Source organism: Nocardia pseudovaccinii (assembly GCF_050942345.1).
Classification (GTDB): Bacteria; Actinomycetota; Actinomycetes; order Mycobacteriales; family Mycobacteriaceae; genus Nocardia; species Nocardia pseudovaccinii.
In genome coordinates, this window is the sequence record NZ_CP192074.1 from 1,878,277 (window position 1) to 1,902,516 (window position 24,240).

The window sequence follows — 24,240 nt, forward strand, 5'->3', positions numbered from 1 at the left end:
TACGAACTCACGTCGCATCCCCGCGGTGCGACGCGGCGACCTCGGTCAACCGCGTGACGGTCTGTTCGGCGACCGGCAGATCGAGGGCGGAGATCCGCACCGCACCGGCCGAGGACGCCGTCGTGACCGTCACCGTCGCCAGCCCGAGGAATCGCTCCAGCGGCCCGCGCTCGGTATCGACGGTCTGCACCCGGGAGATGGGCGCCACCCGGCTTTCCACCGTCAACCACCCGACCCGGGTGTACACCGCCTCATCGGTCACCTCCCACCGATGCACCGCGAACCGCCACAGCGGCACCACCCCGATGCTCACCGCCGCGAGTACGAGCGCCACCGCGAACACCACCAGCTGCGCACCGCGATGCTCGGCGTCGACGACAACCCACAAGATCAGCGCCACGACGGGAATCACCCAGCCGAGCGCGGCCTGAATCGTCCACAAGAGCTTGGCCTTGGTGCTCGGACGCCAGGCCGGATCGGCCATGATCGTGCGCGGCTGCGACATGCTTGCCATGGTTCCACGTCACGGCGCGGCCGTCTCCTTCGTCCGCCCCCCGACCCGCCTACCTGCACGGGAATAATTCGCCCGGACGTACCGGAATACTGCGTGAGACCGCACAGTTATCACCCCTCACAAGCACTGGAGGGAGACAGCCCAGGATGTGTAGCGCATGATCGAGGGCGTGACCGAGCTAGCGACCCCGAGCGTCCCGCCCGCACCGCCAACGCCGTCGGCAATGCGCCGTGCGCTGCGGCGGGCCCGTGACGGTGTGACACTGAATGTGGACGAGGCGGCCGTACTGCTGCACGCACGCGGTGCCGACCTCGTCGACCTGTGTCGCAGCGCCGCCCGGGTGCGTGATGCCGGACTGGAATCGGCGGGTCGGCCGAAGACCATCAGCTATTCCCGCAATGTCTTCATCCCGCTGACCAAGCTCTGCCGCGACAAATGCCACTACTGCACCTTCGTCACGGTGCCGGGCAAGCTGCGCGCCGAGGGCAAGGGCATGTTCCTGGAGCCCGACGAGGTGCTGGAAATCGCTCGTCGGGGTGCCGAACTCGGCTGTAAAGAGGCCCTGTTCACCCTCGGTGACCGGCCCGAGGACCGCTGGCCGGAGGCCGCGCAGTGGCTCGACGAACGCGGTTACGACTCCACGCTGGACTACCTGCGCGCCGTTTCGATCATGGTGCTCGAGGAGACCGGTCTGCTGCCGCATCTGAATCCGGGCGTCATGAGCTGGGAGGAAATCTCGCGGCTCAAACCGGTGGCGCAGTCCATGGGCATGATGCTCGAGACCACCGCCACCCGCCTGTTCACCGAAAAGGGCAACTGCCACTACGGAAGTCCGGACAAGGATCCGGCGGTGCGGTTGCGCGCCATCACCGACGCCGGTCGGCTTTCGGTGCCCTACACCACCGGCATTCTGGTCGGCATCGGCGAAACGCTGACCGAGCGCGCCGAGTCGATCATGGCGATTCGCAAGCAGCACAAGGCATTCGGGCATATCCAGGAAGTGATCATCCAGAACTTCCGCGCCAAGGACAACACCGCCATGCGCGATGTTCCCGACGCCGGTATGGCAGAGTTCCGGGCCACCATCGCGGTTACCCGGCTGCTGCTCGGCCCCGACGTTCCGGTGCAGGCGCCGCCGAACCTGGTGTCGCACGAGGAATGCCAGGCCCTGATCGATGCGGGCATCGATGACTGGGGTGGCGTCTCGCCGGTCACCCCCGACCACGTGAATCCGGAACGGCCCTGGCCGAACCTCGATACGCTGCGCGAAATCACCGAGGCCGCGGGCTACCAACTCGTCGAACGCACCTCGGCGCACCCGAAATACGTGCGCGCGGGCAACCCGTGGGTCGATCCGCGTATCGGCGCACACGTCGCCGCACTCACCGATCCGAAAACCGGTCTGGCGAATCCGGCGGCGCTCCCAGTCGGCCTGCCCTGGCAGGAACCGGACGAGTCGTGGGAATCCGCGGGCCGGATCGACCTCAATACCTCGATCGATACCGAGGGGCGAAATACCGAGAGCCGCAGCGATTCCGCACTCGGCCGCGGCGTGAGTGACGGGCCCGGAGGCGGTAGCTTGCGTGACCACGAAGGGACCCGCGAACGCCGCCAATCAGACACCGATGTCGTCGGGGCCTTCGGCGACTGGGACACCATTCGCGAACAGGCTCGTGACCTCGCCGTCGCGGCACCCGAGCGACTGGATTCCGATGTGCTCGCCGCGCTGCGCGCCGCCGAAAACGATCCGGCCGGGCTCACCGACACCGAGTACCTGGCGCTGGCAACGGCCGAGGGACCGGCGCTGGATGCGGTGGCCGCACTCGCCGACCAACTGCGCCGCGACGTCAACGGCGACGACGTCACCTACGTGGTCAACCGGAATATCAACTTCACCAATATCTGCTACACCGGCTGCCGCTTCTGTGCGTTCGCCCAGCGCAAGGGTGATGCCGACGCCTTCACCCTGAGCATGGACGAGGTCGCCGACCGCGCCTGGGAGGCGCACGTCGACGGCGCGACCGAAATCTGCATGCAGGGCGGCATCGATCCGGACCTCCCGGTCACCGGCTATGCCGATTTGGTGCGCGCGATCAAACAGCGGGTGCCATCGATGCATGTGCACGCGTTCAGCCCGATGGAGATCGTGAACGGCGCATCTCGCGGCGGGCAGAGCATTCGCGACTGGCTGGTCGCGTTGAAGGAAGCCGGGCTGGACACGATTCCCGGCACGGCCGCGGAAATCCTCGACGACGAGGTGCGCTGGGTGCTCACCAAGGGCAAACTGCCGACCTCCGCGTGGGTCGAGGTGATCACCACCGCACATCAGGTCGGCGTGCGTTCGAGTTCCACGATGATGTACGGCCACGTCGACAATCCGAAGCATTGGGTCGGACATCTGCGGGTGCTGCGCGGAATCCAGGACGAGACAGGGGGTTTCACCGAATTCGTGCTGTTGCCGTTCGTGCATCAGAGCGCACCGCTGTACCTCGCCGGTGCGGCGCGACCGGGCCCGACCATCCGGGACAACCGTGCGGCGCACGCCCTCGCGCGGATCATGTTGCACGGCCGCATCGATAACATCCAGACCAGCTGGGTGAAACTCGGCACAGCGGGCACCCGCATGATGCTCAACGGCGGTGCCAACGATCTGGGCGGTACCTTGATGGAGGAGACCATCTCCCGCATGGCCGGATCGCAACACGGTTCCGCCAAGACCGTCGCGGAACTCACCGAGATCGCCGAGGGCATCGGCCGTCCGGTGCGCGAACGGACCACTACTTATGGGGTGCCACCACGGAAGATCTCCGCGGCGCTGCCACTGACGGTGGGCTAGTCGATACCAGATTCCCGGTCGTCGGGCGCGGAGTATTCGCAAAGGCGCGGATGCCAGGGGTGTTTCATATCCAGCGGGTGGCAGGCAGGACGAAGTTGGTTAGGGCAGGCTGCCCCGGAGTAACGTGGGCTGCCGGGATAGTGTGACGCTGGGCGGAGTATCCCCGTGAGGACAGACTAGGAGAGCGGCAGTGCCGTACATCATCGCTGAACCGTGCGTTGACGTGAAGGACAAGGCATGCATCGAAGAATGCCCCGTGGACTGCATCTACGAGGGTGGTCGCATGCTGTACATCCATCCCGACGAGTGCGTGGACTGTGGTGCATGTGAGCCGGTGTGCCCGGTGGAGGCGATCTTCTACGAAGACGACACCCCGGACCAGTGGAGCGGCTACGTGAACGCCAATGTCGACTTCTTCGACGAGCTGGGATCGCCCGGCGGTGCGACGAAGGTCGGCAAGGTGGATTACGACCCGCCGTTCATCAAAGAGCTGCCGCCGATGGCGACTGAATGAGTAATTAGGTACTGAGTGAGTTCTGTGTCACCGCGTCGCCGGGTCAGCAGTCTGCTGCCCGATTTTCCATGGGACACCATCGCGTCGGTGAAGGCGAAGGCTGCCGCGCATCCGGACGGGATCGTCGACCTTTCGGTCGGCACCCCGGTCGATCCGGTGGACCCGCTGATCCGTGCGGCATTGAGTTCGGTCGCCGACGTGCCCGGGTATCCGACTACGCACGGCACGCCCGAACTGCGGGCCGCGGCGGTCGATGCGTTGAAGCGGCGTTACGGGATCACCGGACTCGACCCGGCCGCGGTGCTGCCGGTGATCGGCACCAAGGAGCTGATCGCCGGTCTGCCGCGGCTGCTCGGCCTCGGCGCGAACGATCTGGTCGTCATCCCGGAGGTCGCCTACCCGACCTACGAGGTGGGTGCGCTGCTGGCCGGTACCGAAGTGGTGCGAGCGGATGGCCTGACCCAGTTGGGTCCGCAATCGCCTGCCCTTATCTATGTGAACTCCCCATCGAACCCGACGGGGAAGGTGCTCGGTGTCGAGCATCTGCGCAAGGTGGTGCAGTTCGCGCGGGAGCGCGGCGCGGTCGTGGCCTCCGACGAGTGCTACTTGGGCTTGGCTTGGGAGGGTCGTGCCGTCTCGATCCTCGATCCGGAAGTGTGCGACGGCGACCACACCGGCCTGCTCGCGGTGCACTCGCTGTCGAAGACCTCCAACCTGGCCAGCTACCGCGCCGGGTTCGTGGTGGGCGATGCGGAACTCGTCGCCGAATTGCTCGAGGTGCGCAAACACTCCGGCATGATGGTGCCGTTCCCGATCCAGGCGGCGATGACCGCCGCACTCGGTGACGACGCCCACGAGGCAGTACAACGTGAGCGCTACCGTGCGCGTCGCGAGGTGCTGCGAAAGGCCTTGCAGGAAGCCGGTTTCCGCATCGATCACTCCGAAGCGGGCCTCTACCTGTGGTCGACAAGAGGCGAACCGTGCCGCACTACCCTGGACTGGCTGGCCGAGCGTGGCATTCTCGCCGCACCGGGCGACTTCTACGGACCGGGTGCGGGGGAGTACGTGCGCATCGCACTGACCGCTTCCGACGAACGCATCGAGGCCGCGGCGCAACGCCTGGCCTGACACGTCCCGCAGTCGTGCCCGATGACCCGGGAACGGCGATAGCCTTGGGGTATGGACGCTGTCACGGTAGTCCCTGTCCCCAGCAACGAGCCGGTGCATTCCTACGCGCCGGGCAGCCCCGAGCGGGAACTGCTGATCAACGAGCTCACCGAGATCGCCGCCGAATCCATCGACATTCCGCTGGTCATCGGTGGCAAACACCGGCCGGGCATCGGGGCTCGGCACGATATCGTCGCCCCGCACCGACATCGGCAGGTGCTCGGCACCTACACCGACACCACACATTCGGAAGCCCACGGCGCCATCGAAGCCGCGATCGCGGCGGCGCCGGGCTGGCGCAGCACGACCTTCGATCAGCGGGCTGCCGTCTTCCTGCGTGCGGCGGATCTGCTGGCCGGGCCGTGGCGGGAGACGGTCGCCGCCGCGACCATGCTCGGTCAATCCAAGACGGTCCAGCAGGCCGAAATCGATGCGCCGTGCGAATTGGTCGACTTCTGGCGGTTCAATGTGGCCTTCGCGCGCCAGATTCTGCAGCAGCAGCCGCAGTCGAGTGCCGGGGTGTGGAACCAGATGGACTACCGCCCGCTGGAGGGGTTCGTCTACGCGATCACGCCCTTCAACTTCACCGCGATCGCGGGCAATCTGCCGACCGCGCCCGCGTTGATGGGAAATACCGTGGTGTGGAAGCCCTCGCCGACGCAGACGCTCGCGGCCTTCTACACGATGCGGCTGCTCGAGGCGGCGGGACTGCCACCGGGTGTCATCAATATGGTGACCGGCGACGGTGTCGAACTGTCGGAGGTCGCGCTCGTCGATCCGCGGCTCGCGGGTATCCATTTCACCGGCTCCACCAAGACATTTCAGTTCCTGTGGTCCCAGGTCGGCGCGAATATCGGCCGTTACCATTCGTATCCACGGTTGGTGGGTGAGACCGGCGGTAAGGACTTCATCGTCGCGCACCCGTCCGCCGATCCGGATGCCTTGCGTACCGCACTGATTCGCGGTGCCTACGAATATCAGGGCCAGAAATGCTCGGCGGCTTCGCGCGCGTATATCGCTCGCTCGGTGTGGCGCACGATCGGTGACGACTTCCTGCAACTGACCCGCGAAATCAGCTACGGCGATGTCGCCGATCTGACGAATTTCGGTGGGGCACTGATCGATCGGCGCGCCTACGACAAGAATGTCGCCGCCATCGAGCGCGCCAAGTCGGCGGGGATCGCCATCCCGGCGGGCGGCGAATACGACGACAGCGAGGGCTGGTTCGTCCGGCCCACGGTGCTGGTGGTGGACGATCCGCACGACGACGCCTTCGCCACCGAATATTTCGGTCCCATCCTCGCGGTGCACGTCTACGACGATGCCGAACCCGGCTCCTACGCGGCGGTATTGGCCGAGGTGGAGTCGGCGGCACCCTACGCACTGACCGGCGCGATTTTCGCGCAGGACCGCAAGGCCGTCGAACAGGCATCGGCCGCACTGCGATTCGCCGCGGGCAACTTCTACATCAACGACAAGCCGACCGGTGCGGTCGTCGGTCAGCAGCCGTTCGGCGGTGCGCGCGCCTCGGGCACCGACGACAAGGCGGGTTCGCCGCTGAACCTGCTGCGCTGGGTCGCGCCACGCACGATCAAGGAGACCTTCGTGCCGCCGGGTGACTACCGGTATCCGCACATGGGATCGGAATGAATCCACTGCGGCCGGTCATTCTCGCGGCCTCCGCATCCCCGCGGATGAAGCGCATCGTCACCGGAACGCCGGTCGCCGCGGCGATCGTCCGGCGCTTCGTGGCCGGTGCGGGCCGTGCCGAGTTGATTCCGGTGGTGCGGGAGCTGCTCGCGAGCCGTCGGCTGATCAGCGTCGACTTCCTCGGGGAGAACACCACCGACCGGGCGCAGGCCGATGCCACAGTGGCCGAATATCTTTCGCTGATCAACGATCTGGCGGCAATGAACGGCTTCCGAGATGCCACGGCGCGTACCGAGGTGTCGGTGAAACTCTCCGCGCTCGGGCAGGCGCTGCCCGCCGACGGCCCGGCCATCGCCACCGAGAACCTGCGCATTCTGTGCACCAAGGCGGCCCAGGCCGGAGTGTGGGTCACCGTCGACGCGGAGGACCACACCACCACCGAGGCCACGCTGACCACGGTTCGTGAAGTGCGTGCCGAATTCCCCTGGCTCGGTGCGGTACTGCAGGCCTATCTGCATCGCACCGAGGAAGACTGTCGCGAGCTGTCCGGATCGCGAATCCGCTTGTGCAAGGGCGCATATCGGGAACCGCATACCGTCGCCTACCAGCGCTCCGCCGAAGTGAGAGATTCCTATCTGCGCTGTCTGGAGATTCTGATGGGCGGTGCGGGCTACCCGATGGTGGCCACCCACGATCCGGTGCTCATGCTCGCCGCCGAACAGCTGGCCGCCGAAACGGTCCGTGGCCCAGACCGATTCGAGTACCAGATGCTCTACGGCATCCGCGACCCGGAGCAGTTGCGGCTGGCCGCCGCGGGCAATGCCATGCGGGTGTATGTGCCGTACGGCAGCCAGTGGTACGGCTACCTGACCCGCCGCCTCGCCGAACGTCCGGCCAACCTCACATTCTTTCTGCGCGCATTGGTCAGCAAGTCCTAGCGGGGGCTGCCGGTGGGGTGGGTGAGCTCAGACGAGCGGCTTGCCGAGACGATGCCGCCTGCGCATATCCCACAGGCAGAGATTCATCGGAAAGAGCCTGGCGGGCTTGGGAAGTACGCGGTGCACGGCGCCGATCGCGCGCAGCAGTTTGTTCGCGAAGCGCTCCTGGCGTTCGCTCCAATCCATGCGCATCTCGGCACGCAGGTGCGGCGGCAGCAGACTGGTCACCAAGAACCGCTGCAGCCGGGCGAATAGTATGCGCAACGGCCAGGCGACCATTTTCAGATCGATGAGATCGTTGAAGTACGCGCGGGTGCGGGCATCGACGGTCTTGGTCGCGAGAGTGGTATTCCAATACTCCTGGAAGGCTTTTCGGTCGCGGGGCCACATTTCCGGTCGCATCTGCAGGGTGGTGCCGAGCCGGGCGGCGTACTGGTAGAGCACATCCGCGGTGTCCTCGTCCATCGGCCCGTGCAGCCGCTCCTCCAGATCGACCAGGCCCCAGTACAAACAGGCGGCGACCCACAGTTGCAGCTTCGGGTCGAAGGCGTTGTACTTGACTGCGGCGCCCGGCTCGGAATGCACCGCGCGATGTGAGCCGTTGACGGCCTCGCGATAGTTCGCACGGTCCTCCTCGGTGCCCATCAGCGCCACCGCGAGATAGGTCAGCGTGGTACGCGTCCGCTTCCACGGGTGCACATCGATCCGGCCCGATTCGACCGTGCTCTCCATGACGCCGTACGCGACCGGCCGCAGGCTGAGCTGCATGATGACATTCGCCGTTCCACCGAGGAAGGCCGCGACCCCGCTCCAGAATTCGTCCATCGCGAAGTTGTCGATGGTGCCGTAGCGACAGGTCGGTCCGGGATCGGGCGGCTCCACGGGTAGTGGCAAGGTCATCGTTGGCCTCGTCTTTCAGGGGGGTTGATCAGCGGCAATCGAAAGGTGATGAGAAGAATTGGTATTTACCTTCTCATCGCCTCGATAGCGTGTCAAACGGTCCCCTTATACGAGCGGTTTACCCAGTCGGATGCGGCGGCGAACGTCGAACATGTAGGCGTTCAGCGGGAACATTCGGACCGGCTTCGGCAGCCGGGTGTGCACCGCCGAAATCATCCGCAGCAGCCGATCGAAGCGGCGCTGATCGCGCTGGGACCAGGTCATTCGCATCTCATTGCGCAAATGCTGTGGCAGCAGGCCGGTTACGACGAACCGCTGGAGCCGGGCGAAGGCGAATTGGACGGGGCGCGGCATCATCTTCAGATCGATGAGACTGTCGAAGTAGTCGCGAAGGGCGGGTTCGATACCGCGCTCGGGCAGATTCTCGTCCCAATACCGTTGGAATTCCGCACGATTGGCGGGCCACATCTCCGGCCGCATCTGCAAGGTGGTGCCGAGCCGGGCGCAGTATTGGTAAAAGTCCTCGGCCACATCGGGATTCATCGGTCCGTGCATGCGGGTGTAGAGGTCGTCGATGCCCCAGTAGAGGCATGCGGCCACCCAGAGTTGCAGTGTGGGATCGAAGGCGTTGTATTTCACCGGACTCGCCGAGGTAGAGCGGACCGGTCGATGCGATTCGTTGACCGCCTCCCGATACCGCGCGCGCTCTTCGTCGGAGCCCATCAGTGCGACCGCGAGGTAGCTCAGCGTGGTGCGCAGCCGTTTGATCGGGTGCAGTGTGACCTTGCCGCTGTCGACCGTGCTCTCCAGTACGCCGCGCCCGACCGGACGCAGGCTCAGCTGCATGATCACATTGGCGGCACCGCCCAGGAAGGCCGCGACTCCATCGACGTACTCCTCGACGGTTTCCGGGGTGATGGGCTCGACGGGGCCGCCGCGGTCGGGAATCGGCAGGTAATCGGCACTGCGGAGGGGTTCGGTCATCGTTGACCTCGCCTTTCTGTGGCCATCCGGGACATGGACGGATGGATGAGAAGGTTCTATATAAACCTTCTCATTGCCTCGCCGGGGTGTCAATCACGCTTTCCGGGGGCGTTCGTGGGTGGCGTTGGCTGACGGCATGCGATGCTAGCGATGTCATCGTGTCATCGGAGCGGAATAGGGGTGGAAGTTATGGCGACGCTGACCAGACTGCTGGCGCTGGTACGCAGCACTGGCCCGGAGGACCGCAACCAGACACGGGTGCTGGATGCCGCTCTGCTGGCGTTCCTGGATTTCGGTATCAAGCGGACCAGCATGGTGGAGGTCGCGCGGCGGTGTGGCCTGTCGCTGGCCACCCTCTACCGGCGTTTCGCGAGCAAATCCGATCTGATCCAGGCCGTCGGGATGCGGCAGGCGCGGCAATTCGTCGAGGAGGTGGATGCGGCGCAGCAGCGGCAGGTCGATCGCGATGCCGACGCCGAGGATCAGATCGTGGAGCTGTTCGTCGCCTTCCTGAACGGACTGCGCGGCAACAAGCTGCTCGACCGATTGTTGAAGACCGAGCCGGAGATCGTGCTGCCGTATCTCACGGTCAAGGGTGCGCCGGTGCTCGAGCTCGGCCGCGACTATGTGGCCGAATTCATCACCCGGCTGCAGTGGGAGGGCAAGTTGCCCGAATACGATCCGGAGCCGGTCGCCGAGATGATCGCACGGACGGCGCTGTCCTTGGCGCTGACGCCGCAAACGGTCCTTCCGCTGGACGACGACGCCGCGATCCGCAAGTTCGCGCGCGACCACGTGGTCGTTTCGTTCAAGCTGTAGCTGACCCACCCCGTCGGCCCCGCCGACTGCCATCCCCCTCAATCACACCAGCCGCAGGCCGAACCGCCTGCGGATGCGCATATCCCACAGGTAGGCGTTGATCGGAAACATCCTGACCTGCTTCGGCATTCGGGCGGTGATCGAGCCGGTGGTGTGCATGATTCTGGCGAGTTTCCGATCGTCGTCCGCGGTCCAGGTCATGCCCATCTGGTCGCGCAGATGCTCCGGCAGCAGGCCGGTGACCACGAAGCGCTGGAACCGGGCGAACGGTAACCGGACGGCGCGCGGGAGCATCTTCAGATCGATCAGATCGTTGAAGTAGTCGCGGATCGGGGGATCGATGGTGGTCTTCGCGAGATGTTCGGTCCAGTACTTGTCGAAGGCGGCACGGTCGGCGGGCCACATTTCCGGACGCATTTGCAATGTGGTGCCGAGGCGAGACCCGTAGCGGTAGAAGGCTTCCGCATCGGCGTCGTGCATCCGCCCGTGCATGCGCTCGTACAGATCGCGGGCGCCCCAATAGAGACAGGCGGCCACCCAGAGCTGCAGTGCGGGATCGAAGGCGTTGTACTTCACCGGACTCGCCGCGGTCGACTTGACCGAATGATGCGACAGGTTCACGGCCTCGCGATAGACATCGCGTTCGTCATCGGTGCCGAGCATGGCGACCGCAAGATAGGTGAGGGTGGTGCGCAGCCGCTTGATCGGATGCAGCATGACCTTGCCGCTGTCAACGGTGCTCTCCAGCACGCCGTAGCCGACCGGCAGCGTGCTGAGCTGCATGATGACATTCGCCGTTCCGCCGAAGAACGCTGCGACACCGTCGAGGTATCGCTCGATATCGAAGGCGTCCTCGCCAGGTGTGGACGCGGGCTTGCGAAACGGGCTGGTCATTGTCGACCCCGGGTCTCATCGTTGAGAAGGAATTGCTTAGACGTTCTCACCGCCTCATGGGTGTGTCAACCGTCACGTTCTCGTCGAGGGGGAGCTTGATGGTGCGGTGTCGTGCCGAAGTAGCGTGAGCGAATGTCGTTCGGTCCGCCGCTGCTGCTTCGTTCGCTCAATCCGCTCGCTGTCGCCGGGGGAGCGGATATCCCGGATGCCGTCACCATCGACGGGGTGACATTGTCGCGCAGTGATCTGCTCGGTGCGGCAACGTCGGTGGCAGAGCGCATCGCGCGCGCCGATCGGGTCGCGGTACTGGCGCGACCGACCGTGACCACGGTGCTCGCGGTGGTCGGCTGTCTGATCGCCGGGGTAACGGTGGTGCCGGTGCCACCGGATTCAGGGACCGCTGAACTGGCGCATATCCTCGCCGACTCCGGTGCGCAGGCGTGGTTGGGTGTGGCGCCGGAAGGGACGGATCTGCCGGTGGTTCCGGTGCGCGTGCACGCGCGCTCGTGGCATACCTATCCCGAACCCGATGCCGCCACAACGGCATTCGTGCTGTACACCTCGGGGACCACCGGTTTGCCCAAGGGGGTCGTGCTCAATCGCGGTGCCATCGCCGCCGGGCTCGATGCGCTCGCCGACGCGTGGGCCTGGACGCCGAACGATATTCTGGTGCACGGCCTTCCGCTGTTCCACGTGCACGGGCTGATCCTCGGTGTGCTCGGGCCACTGCGGGTGGGCAGCCCGCTGATCCACACCGGGAAGCCGACACCGCAGGCATATGCGGACGCGCGGGGCACGCTGTATTTCGGGGTGCCGACCGTGTGGTCGCGAGTGGTCGAAGATCCCGATGCGGCAAGGCGATTGGCCGAAGCGCGGCTGCTCGTCTCGGGTAGTGCGCCGCTGCCGGTGCCAGTGTTCGAGCGGCTGCGCGAACTCACCGGTCACGCGCCGATCGAGCGGTACGGGATGAGCGAAACGATGATCACGCTGTCCACTCGGTTCGATGGGGAGCGCCGTCCCGGATGGGTCGGCACGCCCGTCGCGGGTGTCGAGACCCGGCTGCGGGACGAGGCCGGTGCGGATGTCGCACATGACGGTGAGAGCATCGGTGGCCTGCAGGTGCGCGGTCCGATGCTGTTCGACGGTTACCGCAACCGCGCCGAGGCCACCGCCGAATGCTGGACCGAGGACGGCTGGTTCAAGACCGGTGATGTCGCGGCCGTCGATGCCGATGGTTTCCACCGCATTGTGGGCCGGGAATCGGTCGATCTCATCAAGTCCGGTGGTTATCGAATCGGCGCGGGCGAAGTCGAGACCGTACTGCTCGGACATCCGGATGTGGCCGAGGTTGCGGTAGTAGGAATCCCCGACGCCGACCTGGGGCAGCGGATCGTCGCCTACGTCGTATTGCGCGGTGCCGCACCGGATTCCATCGAGAAGGATCTCATCGAGCATGTGGCCGAACAGCTTTCGGTGCACAAACGCCCGCGCGAGGTCCGCGTGGTGGATTCGCTGCCGCGCAATGCCATGGGGAAGGTGCAGAAAAAGCTGCTCGGCTGAACAACTTGACCTCTACTTCGGTTCAGGTTCTACGGTCGCCGGTATGAGCGCAGCACTGACACCCGAACAGATCGACTACCTGGCCACCCAGCGCCTGGGCCGACTGGCGACCGTACGCCCCGACGGCTCCCCCCAGAACAGCCCGGTCGGCTTCCGCTACAACGCCGAACTCGGCACCATCGATATCGCGGGCTGGAATATGGGCAAATCCTGGAAATTCCGCAATATCGCCACCAACAACCGCATCGCCTTCGTCGTCGACGACGTCGCCTCGGTCCAGCCCTGGCGCGTGCGCTGCCTCGAAATCCGCGGCACCGCAGAGCAATTGACCGACGTGGAGCCTTACATCTCGGGCGTCTCCCGAGAAATGATCCGTATCCATCCGACCCGAGTGATCGCTTTCGGCTTGGAGGCAGGCGTCACCCACGGGTAGGGCCTTTCGCCGTCAGTGGTCGATCAGTGTGACGCTGGCGGGATGCTCTGCTCGTACTGGAAGACGTTGTGGGGGTCGTACTTCGCCTTGATCCTGCGCAGCCGCTCGAAGTGCTGTCTTCCCCAGTAGGCGGTCTGCCAGTCTTGCATTCCGACGTTCGGCACGTTGACGTAGGCGCCGTCCGCGTAGGGCCGCAGCGCCTGGCTGAACTCAGCGGTCCAGGCCTGGGCCTGCGCGGTCAGCGGGTCGCCGACGCCTGGTTGTGTTGAACGAGTCCCCCAGGCTGCGCCGATCTCGCCGTAGAAAAGCGCGTCGCGATGCGCGAACGCCGTACCGCCGGGGGGCTCCCGCTTGATCGCCCCACCGAAGGCATCGACGAAGTAGTTGCTCTCCTCTGTGGGAGCGTTTCGCATGAAGTCGCCGATGATGTCGATCGCCTTCTTCGGGAACCGCTCTTTGACGAACTGCGAGAAGAACTTCCAGTTCGCGGGCTCTTGCGCGAGCGGGACCTGGGCTCCCGCAAAGAAGTCGCCCCAGTTACCGACCTGCACCGTGACATCGGGCGTGCCGACCGACAGGATCGGAGCCAGCATCTCTGTGGCCTGTGCCGCTGTCCCGTCCGCAAGCCACGCGGACAGCTGGATCTGGGACTTGTGGATCTCGAGCTCGGATCCCAGACGGTCGTCGGCGGACGGCACCGTACCCTGCCACGCTTCGAAGACCCCGTACAGGTCGCCGAGTCCATCCCATGTCGCCTGCACATAGGCGAGATGCTCGAGCGGATACACCTTATAGGTGAGTTGTGTGACGATCCCGAAGTTGCCGTTTCCCGCCCCGCGAAGCGCCCAGAGCAGGTCCGAGTGGTGCTGCGAGTCCGCGTTGATCACCTTGGCGCAGTCGTGACCCGACGGGACGACGACCTCGGCCGCAGTCAGGCTGTCGCAGGCCATGCCGAGCCAGCGGTTGAGCGGACCGAGGCCACCGCCGAGCGTCGCACCGCACAAGCTCACGCTGCCCTCGCTCCCGGTTGTGACCGCAAAGTTCTGCTTCGCGAGCGTCGTCACCGCTTCCAGTTGGTTCAGCCCGGCACCGACCGTCGCGATACGAGCGCCAGGGTCGATCTGGACCGACTTCAGCTGGCTGACGTCGATCACGATGCCGTTGTCGACGTTCGACCAGCCTTCGAGGGCGTGGCGGCCGCTCCGCACCCGCAGTGCGATGTTGTGCTGCCGCGCCCACGTCAGGGCGTTCACCACGTCCTGGGTTTCCTGTGCGAAGGCGATGACCAGCGGATAGTGAGAAAAGAGCTGGTCCCAGCCGAGTCGCGCATCCGTGTACGACGCGTCACCGGGGCGGACGATGTGGCCGGTCAGCGTCGCGGGCGGGCATCCCGGGCCTTTACCCGGGTGGTCCGCGGCCACAATTCCCGGCGCGCTTACGTCCGCAATATCCGGCGTATCTGCGGCCGTAAGACCCGAGACAACGACTACTCCGACGCCAGCGGCCGCCGACGTCCTGAGCAGGTCACGGCGAGAAAGATCGCTCAAGGTTCAGATCCTCTCAATCGGTCTACGCCAGTACCGGGCTGCCAAGGGAACTCTTACCCGCTGGCCGCCGGGCAGACATTTGTGGTCGACCCCCGCACGGTAACGGGATGACGTGGTGGTGTGTCCCGACACGCCAATCGAGACGTAGTCCCCGCGCTCAGCACGATCGTCCGGACTCAGGGCGTCCTCGGCGACAACGTCGCAGATCCTGATCCGCCCCGCCCGGGACCAACACCCGCGCCGTCTCGGCGAACACCGCGGCCACGGCGGCGGCCTGGCCCTGCTCACCGTGCTGCTCGAATCCACCGAGACGCCGGGATCTGGACCGTCCAACCGCGGCTCCGTTCTCCACCGCGCCGTGCTGTGCCGCTGCGGCACATACGGGTCCGGCGCCACGAGCAGCTCGATCCCGTCTGGAGTGACAACGTGGACGCCGATCCCGTGGAACGCGGCGTGCAGAGCGATATCGGCGACGTCGCCGGGGCGGGAACGCAGCTGCAACGATCGCGCGCATGCCGAGGCCGCCCGCGCCGAGGGATGGCCGGAACGCACAGGATTTGATCGGCAAATCCCTTGGGCTATCACCATTCGCGCGGACAAGATGCGCGAATTCGACGCCGAAGTCGCCGAGGCGTCGATGTCCGACGCCGACCGGGTCCTCCGGGAGGCCCTTCTACGGCGAATGGATCGTTGGTCGCTCTCACCCCTGGCAGGCGCTGGCCTTGCGCTGGCTCACCCGCCGACGAGCGTGCCGCCCTACTCGCAAGGGGTGCGGATCATCCCTGACGGTCCGTCGGTTTCTCGGGATGAGTCCGGCGACTAAAGGTTCGGGGAGGCGGGGGAGCCTAGTTCAGTCGTTGGCGTGCAGGTCGGCGTTGAGTTCGATGCCGGTCCCCTTGCGGTGCACGACCTCGACGGCACCGGTGGTGGAGTTGCGGCGGAAGAGCAGGTTGTTCTGGCCGCTGAGCTCGGCGGCCTTGACCACGGTGCCGTCGGGGGTGGTGACCTTGGTGCCCGCGGTGAGGTAGAGCCCGGCCTCCAGGACGCAGTCGTCGCCGAAGGGGATGCCGAGGCCGGAGTTGGCGCCGAGCAGGGAGCGCTCGCCGATGGAGATGATGGTCGTGCCGCCGCCGGACAGGGTGCCCATGGTGGAGGCGCCGCCGCCGATATCGGAACCGTCGCCGACGACGACGCCCGCGGAGATGCGGCCCTCGACCATCGAGGCGCCGAGCGTGCCCGCGTTGAAGTTCACGAAGCCCTCGTGCATGACGGTCGTGCCGGAGGCCAGATGCGCGCCGAGGCGGACCCGGTCGGCGTCACCGATGCGCACACCCGACGGCACGACGTAGTCGACCATCCGTGGGAACTTGTCGATGCTGTACACGGTGACCGGGCCGCGGGCGCGCAGCTTGGCGCGCGTCGCCTCGAAGCCATCCACCGCGGCCGGACCGTGGTTGGTCCACACCACATTGCTGAGCAGTCCGAACTGCCCGTCCAGGCTCACCTCGTGCGGCTTGACCAGCCGATGCGAGAGCAGGTGCAGCCGCAGGTAGACGTCGTGCGCGTCCACGGGAGCGGCCGACAGATCGGTGATCGTGGTCCGCACCGCGATCACATCGACCCCGCGCGCCTCGTCGAATCCGAGCAGCGCCGCGTATTCCGCGGGCGCGTCATCCAGGCGCTTCGTGCCGGTGTCACCGAACGCGCCCAGCTCCGGATTCGGGTACCACGTATCCAGTACGGTCCCGTCCGCGGTCACATTGGCGATACCGACTGCTGCTGCTCCCTGAATGCTCACGTCATCAGAGGTTACCCACCCATCCGCACTCGTGGTGAGCCACGTCGACCGCGACGGCCCGCGGCGCGGATCGGCCACCGCGTCGCCGAAATGGCGACGGACCCGATCGCAGTGGAACATCGCGGTCGTAGGCTGGCAGCCGTGACCCTCGACTTGCGCGCCGACCCCATCACTCTGACCGCGGCTCTCGTCGACATCCCCAGCGTCTCGAAGGATGAGGCGGTGATCGCCGACCTGGTCGAGCGGGCGCTGCGCGAGCAGACAACGGGATTCGAGGTGCTGCGGCACGGGAACGTGGTGCTCGCGCGCACCAGTCTGGGGCGGCCGACGCGAGTCATCCTCGCCGGTCATTTGGATACCGTGCCCATCGCCGACAACGTGCCGAGCACTTTCGTGGACGAGGAAGGGGAGCGCCAGCTTTACGGCTGCGGCACCGTCGATATGAAATCCGGTGACGCGGTCTTCCTGCATCTGGCCGCGACCGTCGCCGAGCCGGTGCACGATCTGACGCTGATCTTCTACGACTGCGAGGAGATCTCCGCAAAGTACAACGGCCTCAACCACATCGAGCGTGACCTCCCGGATTGGCTCGTCGGCGATCTGGCCATCCTCGGTGAACCGTCGGGCGGTGTCATCGAGGCGGGCTGCCAGGGCACCCTGCGCGTCCGGCTCACGACCAAGGGGGTGCGGGCCCACTCGGCGCGATCGTGGAAGGGCGACAATGCGATTCACCGCATGGCCCCGGTGCTGCAACGCCTCGCCGACTACAAGGCCCGCGAGGTCGATATCGACGGCTGCGTCTACCGCGAGGGCCTGTCCGCGGTCCGCATCGGCGGTGGCGTGGCGGGCAATGTCATTCCGGACGAGGCCGAGGTCGATGTGAACTTCCGCTTCGCCCCGGACCGCACCGTCACCCAGGCCACCGAGCATGTGCGCGGGGTATTCGACGGACTCGAACTCGATTTCGAGCTCACCGACGCCGCGGCGGGCGCACTGCCCGGCCTGTCCGCACCCGCCGCCAAGGATCTGATCACCGTGGTCGGCGCCGACAGCGTGCGCGCCAAATACGGCTGGACCGATGTCGCGCGCTTCGCCGCCCGCGGTATCCCGGCGGTGAACTTCGGTCCCGGCGACCCCAACCTCGCGCACAAGCGCGACGAGCACGTCCCGGTCGCCCAGATCAGCGCGGTCGCCGACGTGCTGCGCGGCTACCTCACCGGCGTATCCCGGTAGCGTGGGCGCCATGTCCACCGAAGCCGCCGATAACGAGATCGCAAGCACGCCGAAGTCGACACCCAAATTCCGCGGACCGATCATGTTCCGCCGCGATCGCAAACCGGGCGGCACCGCCGACCAGAACCTATTGGACCAGCACGGACCGAGCGATTGGGTGCATACCGATCCGTGGCGGGTGCTGCGGATCCAGGCCGAATTCGTCGAGGGCTTCGGTGCGCTCGCCGAACTGCCGCGCGCGGTCACCGTCTTCGGTTCGGCGCGCACGCCGGCGGGCCATCCGGAGTATCACGCCGCCATGGCCATCGGCGGCGCGCTGGCACAGGCCGGATTCGCGGTGATCACCGGCGGCGGTCCCGGCGTGATGGAGGCCGCGAACCGGGGCGCGTCGGAGGCGGGCGGATACTCGATCGGACTCGGCATCGAGTTGCCGTTCGAGCAGAGCCTCAACGAATGGGTCGACCTCGGTATCAACTTCCGCTACTTCTTCGCGCGCAAGACCATGTTCGTGAAGTACTCGCAGGCATTCATCTGCCTGCCGGGCGGATTCGGCACCCTGGACGAGTTGTTCGAGGCGCTCACCCTGGTGCAGACCCACAAAATCACCCGCTTCCCGATCATCCTGTTCGGCAGCAAGTACTGGGCCGGACTCGTCGACTGGCTGCGCGATTCGCTCGGCGGCTCCGGCAAGATCTCCCCCGGCGACCTAGGCCTCCTGCATGTGACCGATAGCGTGGAGGAGGTCGTGCAGATCATCCTGGCCACCGCGGACGGGGCCACCGACACCGATGCCCTTGGGACGGAGGATCAGTGGTGAGCGAGCGAACCATGTCACAGCGCGCTTCGCGCATGCCGGAGCCGAGCGCCAGCGAGGTGCAGGCATGAGCGAAGCCGGATACGCGGTCTGCGTCTACTGTTCGGCCAGCACCGCCGATCCTGCGATGCTCGCCCTCGCTGCCCGGGTCGGCACCGAGATCGCAAGGCGCGGTTGGCAATTGGTTTCCGGCGGCGGTCATGTCTCGATGATGGGCGCGGTCGCGACCGGCGCCCGCGCGGGCGGTGCGCACACCGTCGGGGTGATCCCGAAACATCTGGTGCACCAGGAAGTAGCCGATGTCGATGCCGACGAGCTGATCGTCACCGACACCATGCGCCAGCGCAAACAGGTCATGGAGGACCGCGCCGACGCCTTCTTGACCCTGCCCGGCGGCATCGGCACGCTGGAGGAATTCTTCGAAACCTGGACCGGCGGTTATCTGGGCCAGCACGATAAGCCGGTGGTCGTGCTCGATCCCAATGGCTTCTATCAGGGTCTGTTCGACTGGCTGGACCAACTCTACGATCGGAAGTTCGTGTCCCAGCCTGCCATGGCCAGGATCACCGTGGTCGACGACCTGCCCGCGGCCTTCGCGGCGCTGAAACCGGTGCGGGTATCCGAGGTGACGCAGGAGCCGGGAACCACTCTCGACGAGGAGAACTGACGCATTGAGCACTCCCGCCCGCCCGCAGGTCAGCCTATTCGATATCGCGAAGCGGTTGCCGCTCATGGCATTCGACGCACCGTCCATGCTGCGCGGCGCGCGCGGCATGCTGGTGCGGCCGGATGACAAATCTTCGGTCGGGCTGTACTTCCAGCGCAACGCGCACCGGCATCCGGACCGGCCGTTCCTGAAGTACGAGGGCGAAACCTTCAGCTACGGCGCGGCCAACGCGCAGGTGAACCGGTACGCGCGGGTGCTGGCCGACCGTGGCGTGCGGCGCGGTGACGTGGTCGGCGTGCTGATGACCAACCGTCCGGCAACGCTGTTCGTGGTGCTGGCGACCGTGAAACTCGGTGCGACGGTAGGCCTGCTGAATCACCACCAGCGCGACCAGGTGCTCGCCCACAGCTTCGGACTGCTCGACAGTGTGCTCAATGTGGTCGGCGAGGAATGCCAGGCGGCACTGGACTCGCTCGCCGAACCCCTTGCCGACGTGCTCTTTTCGCAGGATCTGCACAAGGCGGCCGAGGACGCCGACCCGGCCGATCCGCCGAGCTGCGCGCAGATCACCGCGAAGGAACGCGCCTTCCTGATCTTCACTTCCGGTACCACCGGCCTGCCCAAGGCCAGCGTGATGACACATCTGCGCTGGACCAAGAGCATGTCCGGACTCGGCGGACTCGGAATTCGCCTGCGCGGCAACGACACTCTGTACTGCTGCCTGCCGCTGTATCACAACAACGCACTGACCGTCGCGCTGTCGTCGGTGCTCGCCGCGGGCGGCGCCTTCGCACTCGGCAGGCAGTTCTCCGCCTCCCGGTTCTGGGACGAGATCATCCGGGAGCAGGCGACCGCATTCATCTACATCGGTGAACTGTGCCGCTACCTGGTCAATCAGCCGGTCAAGCCGACCGATCGGCAGCACCGGGTGCGGCTCGCCGTCGGCAATGGTCTGCGGCCGGAGCTGTGGGACGAGTTCAAGAGCCGTTTCGGCATCGGCCGGATCGTCGAGTTCTACGGCGCCAGCGAGGTGAATATCGCCTTCGTCAATGCCTTCGGGCTGGATCGCACCGCGGGCTTCGGGCCGTTGCCCTATGCCATCGTCGAATACGACGATGCGACCGGCAAGGCCAAGCGCGACAAGGACGGTCGGCTGCATCGCGTGCCGGGTGGCGGGGTCGGCCTGCTGCTGGCCAAGGTCACCGACCGTTCGCCCGCCGACGGCTATACCGATAAGGCCGCCTCGGAGGCGAAGCTGGTCCGCGACGGCTTCGAGAACGGCGACATCTGGTTCGACACCGGCGATCTGGTCCGCGATCAGGGCTGGCACCACATCGCCTTCGTCGACCGGCTCGGCGATACCTTCCGCTGGAAGGGTGAGAATGTCGCCACTACCGAGGTCGAGGGTGTACTCACCGAATTCGACGCGATCTCGCAGGCGGTCGTCTTCGGCGTGGATATTCCTGGCACCGACGGCAAGGCGGGCATGGCGGCGGTGACGCTGCACCCGAATGCCGAGTTCGACGGTCGCGCGCTCGCCGAACTGGCCTACTCCCGGTTGCCCGGCTATGCGGTCCCGCTGCTCATCCGGGTCGTCGCCGAACTCGCGCAGACCTCCACCTTCAAGAGCCGCAAGGTCGAACTCCGCAAGCAGGGCTACGCAACCGACGCCGACAGTCGGCTGTACGTGCTCGCCGGTCGGACCGATGGCTACATCCCGGCGTACGACGAATACGCCGCCGACGTCGCCGCGGCTCGCGCGCCGAAGAACTAGCGCCGATCGCACGGCGGCGCTTTGGGCTCGCTCGACGAGTTGCCCAGGTGCTGGTGAAATCCGTTGTTGCCCGTCCCAAGAATGCACCGTCCACAACCCGTTCCCTGGGGCCGTGTTACAGGACTAGGTACAGTCGGGGCATGTTCAGCCCCACCGTAGCGCCGCTCCCCACCTTGTGCGGCAAGCCGGTGGCGACGGATCGGGCGTTGGTGATGGCCATCGTCAACCGCACCCCCGACTCCTTCTACGACCAGGGCGCCACCTTCACCGACGCGGCCGCCATGGATGCGGTCGCGCGCGCGGTCGACGAGGGCACCGATCTGGTCGATATCGGCGGGGTGAAGGCCGGTCCAGGCACCGTTGTCGATGCGGCGGAAGAGGCTCGCCGGGTGGTCCCGTTCGTCGCGGCTATCCGGGAGAAGTATCCGGAGCTACTGATCAGCATCGATACCTGGCGCGCGGAGGTGGCCGAGGCCGCTGTTACCGCGGGCGCGGACCTGATCAATGACACCTGGGCGGGCGCCGATCCGGAATTGGTGCACGTGGCCGCCGATCGCGGGGTCGGCATCGTGTGCAGCCATACCGGCGGGGCCGTCCCGCGCACCCGTCCGCATCGGGTGCGCTATGCCGATGTGGTGGCAGAAGTAACGCAAACAGTGCAGCGCGCCGCAGAAGATGCGGCCGCGGCCGGGGTTCGCAAGGATTCGATTCTGATCGATCCGACCCATGATTTCGGCAAAAACACTTACCACGGGCTCGAGTTGTTGCGGGGAATAGACGTTCTTGTAAATACCGGATGGCCAGTCTTGATGGCGCTGAGCAACAAGGATTTTATCGGGGAGACTTTAGGTGTCGGTCTATCCGAACGGTTGGAGGGCACATTGGCAGCAACAGCATGGTCGGCGGCCGCCGGCGCCCGAGTCTTCCGAGTGCACGAGGTAGCCGAAACCCGGCGCGTCGTGGACATGATCGCCGCGATACAGGGCATCCGGCCCCCCGCACGAACCCTGCGAGGTCTGGCATGAATTTCCATCACCACGACAGCCCGCTCTGGGCGACGACAAATACCTGGGACACCCCGGACTGGACGGTCGACGAACTGATCGCCGCCAAACGTGGACGCACCGTTTCCGTGGTGCTGCCCGCACTGAACGAAGAGAACACCGTCGCCGATGTGGTGGCCAGCATTCGACCGCTGCTCGGCACCCTGGTCGACGAGCTGATCGTGCTCGATTCCGGATCGACCGATGCCACCGCCGAACGTGCGCTGGCCGCGGGCGCCGAGGTGATCAGTCGGGAACAGGCCGTCCCCGAACTCGATCCGCTGCCCGGCAAGGGCGAGGTGCTGTGGCGCTCGCTGGCGGTGACCAGCGGCGATGTCATCGCCTTCGTCGACTCCGATCTCATCGACCCGGATCCGGCCTTCGTGCCGAAGCTGCTCGGCCCGCTGCTGCTGGTCGACGATATGCATCTGGTGAAGGCTTACTACCGCAGGCCGCTGCGGCAGGCCGGTGCCGTTGACGCGCACGGCGGCGGTCGCGTCACCGAACTCGTGGCCCGTCCGCTGCTCGCCGCATTGCGTCCGGAACTGTCGCAGGTGCTGCAGCCGCTCGGCGGCGAATACGCGGGCACCCGCGAACTGCTGGCCTCGGTGCCGTTCGCCCCCGGCTACGGCGTGGAGATCGGCCTCCTCCTCGACACCTACGACCGCCTCGGCCTGTCCGCGATCGGTCAGGTGAATCTCGGTGTGCGCACCCACCGCAACCGCCCGCTCGCCGATCTCGGCGTAATGAGCCGTCAGATCCTCGGCACCGTGCTCGGCCGCAGCGGCGTCCAGGACTCCGGTGCGGCGCTGACCCAGTTCCCGCTGATCGGCGATGCCTTCACCGCGCACAGCACGGAGGTCTCCCTCGCCGACCGCCCGCCGATGAATACGCTGCGCCCGGCCTGGGCTGCGGCCTGAACCAACCACGACGAATCCCGGGTGCTCCGAGCGCCCCGAACATTTCTTGTGACCGGCAACATCGGTCATTGGTGCGTCGGGCCGGGTTGTCCGCAAGTGGACAGCCCGGTCTCCATGCCGATCATCGGTACACGATCGGCGATGCCTTCAACTAGCCCCGCCAGGCGGCGATAGTCATGTGGAGATCTCGTCTCGAAGCGCGCTTACACCGTGTGTGAGGACAGGGGCGCCGACAAGGTTGATCAGCAGGATTCCCAGCGCATAGGACTTCTGGGTATCGGTCATGGGGCTTTCGGCAAGGGACTTGACCGCATTGCCGAGATCTTGCTGCTCGGCGATCGAGCAGTTTTGCAGCAGACCCAGGCAGAACGTCGGCAGTGCGAGATGTGCTCTGTCGAAGGAGACATCCCGCATGATCGTTGTAACTTGTTGTGACCGTTCGCGTGCGCGTGCCCGGTCCACTCCACGGTCTGCGGCTGTCAACAGGATGGTGAGTGCAGTACTGGGACCGATTCCGACGTCCTGACTACCGATTCGCACAGTGAACAGTGAACTGCGGAAGATCGCGAGCGCTCCGAAGGCGGCGACCAGGACTTGAGTCACGGCAATACTGTCGGGGCGCGTCGCGCCGAATGTCCAACCGAACGCATGAGCCAGCAGCAGGGCGCTCCCCGCGGCGGCTGCGTTGATGGCGGCATACACCCATGCGCTCGGCACACTCAACAGTGCCGTCGGGCGATCGCGATAGCGGGAGACCAGTTCGGCTGTGCCGACAAGCAACCCAAGTCCGCAGGTGACCAGATATCCGAGCATCGTCTCCGTCCGCAGGTTTGTGAGTCAACGCTGTCAGGCCAGCAGCCTCGTTCCGCTCTCGGTCAACCGCAGGGAATCCTCGCCGTTCATGGACTGCACCTCCACCAGGTCACGTTCGACGAGATGGATCACTTCCTGCGCGATCTGCAGTGCGCTGAGACCGAATTGGCGCCGTAGGTCCTCGACCGGCGTCGGCCCGGATACGGCGAGCGCGCGAAGGATGTCGAGTGATCGACGCCGGAGACCGGAGGTCGTGGTGTGGGATGCGGAAGCGTCGCGCTCATCCTCTTCGTCACCGCTCTGTGCGCTTCTGAGGAAGGTGCTCCATGGATCCACGGAGTCGGGTTGCGACATGTTGAATTCTCCATCGACTGCACGGATGGCACTTGTGTGCATTGTGCCACCCGTTGGGGGTGCCGAGT

Annotated in this window: 22 protein-coding genes; 14 read left to right on the forward strand and 8 right to left on the reverse strand. The window is 65.9% G+C overall.

Going from position 1 to position 24,240, the window contains the following annotated elements:
• Nucleotides 1-7: 7 nt before the first annotated feature.
• Nucleotides 8-505, reverse strand: coding sequence for a PH domain-containing protein (locus ACQPZ2_RS08465; RefSeq protein ID WP_433525042.1), 498 nt, complete (start codon nt 503-505; stop codon nt 8-10).
• Between the two features lie 166 nt (nt 506-671).
• Between ACQPZ2_RS08465 and cofH the strand changes: the two genes are divergently transcribed.
• The 5 genes from cofH (at nt 672) to ACQPZ2_RS08490 (ending at nt 7,619) form a co-directional block, all read left to right on the forward strand.
• The gene (gene cofH, locus ACQPZ2_RS08470) at nt 672-3,350 is read left to right on the forward strand and encodes a 5-amino-6-(D-ribitylamino)uracil--L-tyrosine 4-hydroxyphenyl transferase CofH (protein WP_433525043.1); all 2,679 of its coding nucleotides are present in this window, start codon (nt 672-674) and stop codon (nt 3,348-3,350) included.
• A gap of 190 nt (nt 3,351-3,540) precedes the next feature.
• Nucleotides 3,541-3,864, forward strand: a complete 324-nt coding sequence (gene fdxA, locus ACQPZ2_RS08475; RefSeq protein ID WP_040695137.1) for a ferredoxin — start codon at nt 3,541-3,543, stop codon at nt 3,862-3,864.
• A 24-nt stretch (nt 3,865-3,888) separates the two neighbouring features.
• Nucleotides 3,889-4,992, forward strand: coding sequence for a succinyldiaminopimelate transaminase (gene dapC, locus ACQPZ2_RS08480; RefSeq protein WP_433527362.1), 1,104 nt, complete (start codon nt 3,889-3,891; stop codon nt 4,990-4,992).
• 51 nt (nt 4,993-5,043) lie between these two features.
• Nucleotides 5,044-6,681 carry an L-glutamate gamma-semialdehyde dehydrogenase gene (gene pruA / locus ACQPZ2_RS08485; RefSeq protein WP_433525044.1) on the forward strand — a complete coding sequence of 546 codons (1,638 nt, stop codon included), beginning with the start codon at nt 5,044-5,046 and terminating at the stop codon, nt 6,679-6,681.
• Nucleotides 6,678-7,619, forward strand: coding sequence for a proline dehydrogenase family protein (locus ACQPZ2_RS08490; RefSeq protein ID WP_433525045.1), 942 nt, complete (start codon nt 6,678-6,680; stop codon nt 7,617-7,619). Before pruA ends, ACQPZ2_RS08490 begins: the two co-directional genes overlap by 4 nt.
• Nucleotides 7,620-7,646: 27 nt before the next feature.
• Here ACQPZ2_RS08490 and ACQPZ2_RS08495 read toward each other — a convergent pair whose 3' ends face one another.
• Nucleotides 7,647-8,519 carry an oxygenase MpaB family protein gene (locus ACQPZ2_RS08495; protein WP_433525046.1) on the reverse strand — a complete coding sequence of 291 codons (873 nt, stop codon included), beginning with the start codon at nt 8,517-8,519 and terminating at the stop codon, nt 7,647-7,649.
• Nucleotides 8,520-8,624: 105 nt separating this feature from the next.
• Nucleotides 8,625-9,503, reverse strand: coding sequence for an oxygenase MpaB family protein (locus ACQPZ2_RS08500; protein WP_433525047.1), 879 nt, complete (start codon nt 9,501-9,503; stop codon nt 8,625-8,627).
• Nucleotides 9,504-9,692: 189 nt separating this feature from the next.
• Here ACQPZ2_RS08500 and ACQPZ2_RS08505 point away from each other — a divergent pair, with 189 nt between their 5' ends.
• Nucleotides 9,693-10,322: a TetR/AcrR family transcriptional regulator gene (locus ACQPZ2_RS08505; RefSeq protein ID WP_433525048.1), complete on the forward strand. Its 630-nt coding sequence runs from the start codon at nt 9,693-9,695 to the stop codon at nt 10,320-10,322.
• Between the two features lie 42 nt (nt 10,323-10,364).
• Here ACQPZ2_RS08505 and ACQPZ2_RS08510 read toward each other — a convergent pair whose 3' ends face one another.
• The gene (locus tag ACQPZ2_RS08510; RefSeq protein ID WP_433525049.1) at nt 10,365-11,216 is read right to left on the reverse strand and encodes an oxygenase MpaB family protein; all 852 of its coding nucleotides are present in this window, start codon (nt 11,214-11,216) and stop codon (nt 10,365-10,367) included.
• A 132-nt stretch (nt 11,217-11,348) separates the two neighbouring features.
• Between ACQPZ2_RS08510 and ACQPZ2_RS08515 the strand changes: the two genes are divergently transcribed.
• Complete coding sequence (locus ACQPZ2_RS08515; protein WP_433525050.1) at nt 11,349-12,776, forward strand: acyl-CoA synthetase; 1,428 nt, start codon at nt 11,349-11,351, stop codon at nt 12,774-12,776.
• A gap of 43 nt (nt 12,777-12,819) precedes the next feature.
• Nucleotides 12,820-13,209 carry a PPOX class F420-dependent oxidoreductase gene (locus ACQPZ2_RS08520; protein ID WP_357470839.1) on the forward strand — a complete coding sequence of 130 codons (390 nt, stop codon included), beginning with the start codon at nt 12,820-12,822 and terminating at the stop codon, nt 13,207-13,209.
• A 23-nt stretch (nt 13,210-13,232) separates the two neighbouring features.
• Here the strand turns inward: ACQPZ2_RS08520 and ACQPZ2_RS08525 are convergent, their stop codons facing one another.
• Nucleotides 13,233-14,756, reverse strand: a complete 1,524-nt coding sequence (locus ACQPZ2_RS08525) for an FAD-binding oxidoreductase (protein WP_433525051.1) — start codon at nt 14,754-14,756, stop codon at nt 13,233-13,235.
• Between the two features lie 850 nt (nt 14,757-15,606).
• A complete protein-coding gene (dapD, locus tag ACQPZ2_RS08530) occupies nt 15,607-16,554 on the reverse strand; it encodes a 2,3,4,5-tetrahydropyridine-2,6-dicarboxylate N-succinyltransferase (protein WP_433525052.1) in 948 nt (315 codons plus the stop codon).
• Between the two features lie 90 nt (nt 16,555-16,644).
• Between dapD and dapE the strand changes: the two genes are divergently transcribed.
• The 6 genes from dapE (at nt 16,645) to ACQPZ2_RS08560 (ending at nt 23,005) form a co-directional block, all read left to right on the forward strand.
• The gene (dapE, locus tag ACQPZ2_RS08535; protein ID WP_433525053.1) at nt 16,645-17,787 is read left to right on the forward strand and encodes a succinyl-diaminopimelate desuccinylase; all 1,143 of its coding nucleotides are present in this window, start codon (nt 16,645-16,647) and stop codon (nt 17,785-17,787) included.
• Between the two features lie 10 nt (nt 17,788-17,797).
• A complete protein-coding gene (locus tag ACQPZ2_RS08540) occupies nt 17,798-18,604 on the forward strand; it encodes a TIGR00730 family Rossman fold protein (RefSeq protein ID WP_433525054.1) in 807 nt (268 codons plus the stop codon).
• 64 nt (nt 18,605-18,668) lie between these two features.
• The gene (locus tag ACQPZ2_RS08545; protein WP_433525055.1) at nt 18,669-19,268 is read left to right on the forward strand and encodes a TIGR00730 family Rossman fold protein; all 600 of its coding nucleotides are present in this window, start codon (nt 18,669-18,671) and stop codon (nt 19,266-19,268) included.
• A 4-nt stretch (nt 19,269-19,272) separates the two neighbouring features.
• Nucleotides 19,273-21,042, forward strand: a complete 1,770-nt coding sequence (locus ACQPZ2_RS08550; protein WP_433525056.1) for a long-chain-acyl-CoA synthetase — start codon at nt 19,273-19,275, stop codon at nt 21,040-21,042.
• Between the two features lie 140 nt (nt 21,043-21,182).
• Nucleotides 21,183-22,067, forward strand: coding sequence for a dihydropteroate synthase (gene folP / locus ACQPZ2_RS08555; RefSeq protein WP_433525057.1), 885 nt, complete (start codon nt 21,183-21,185; stop codon nt 22,065-22,067).
• A complete protein-coding gene (locus ACQPZ2_RS08560) occupies nt 22,064-23,005 on the forward strand; it encodes a glucosyl-3-phosphoglycerate synthase (RefSeq protein ID WP_433525058.1) in 942 nt (313 codons plus the stop codon). Before folP ends, ACQPZ2_RS08560 begins: the two co-directional genes overlap by 4 nt.
• A 174-nt stretch (nt 23,006-23,179) precedes the next feature.
• Here the strand turns inward: ACQPZ2_RS08560 and ACQPZ2_RS08565 are convergent, their stop codons facing one another.
• Both ACQPZ2_RS08565 and ACQPZ2_RS08570 read right to left on the reverse strand, forming a co-directional pair.
• Nucleotides 23,180-23,707, reverse strand: a complete 528-nt coding sequence (locus ACQPZ2_RS08565) for a hypothetical protein (RefSeq protein WP_433525059.1) — start codon at nt 23,705-23,707, stop codon at nt 23,180-23,182.
• A 144-nt stretch (nt 23,708-23,851) separates the two neighbouring features.
• Entirely contained in the window at nt 23,852-24,172 is a 321-nt protein-coding gene (locus ACQPZ2_RS08570) for a hypothetical protein (protein WP_433525060.1), read from the reverse strand.
• Nucleotides 24,173-24,240: the final 68 nt, after the last annotated feature.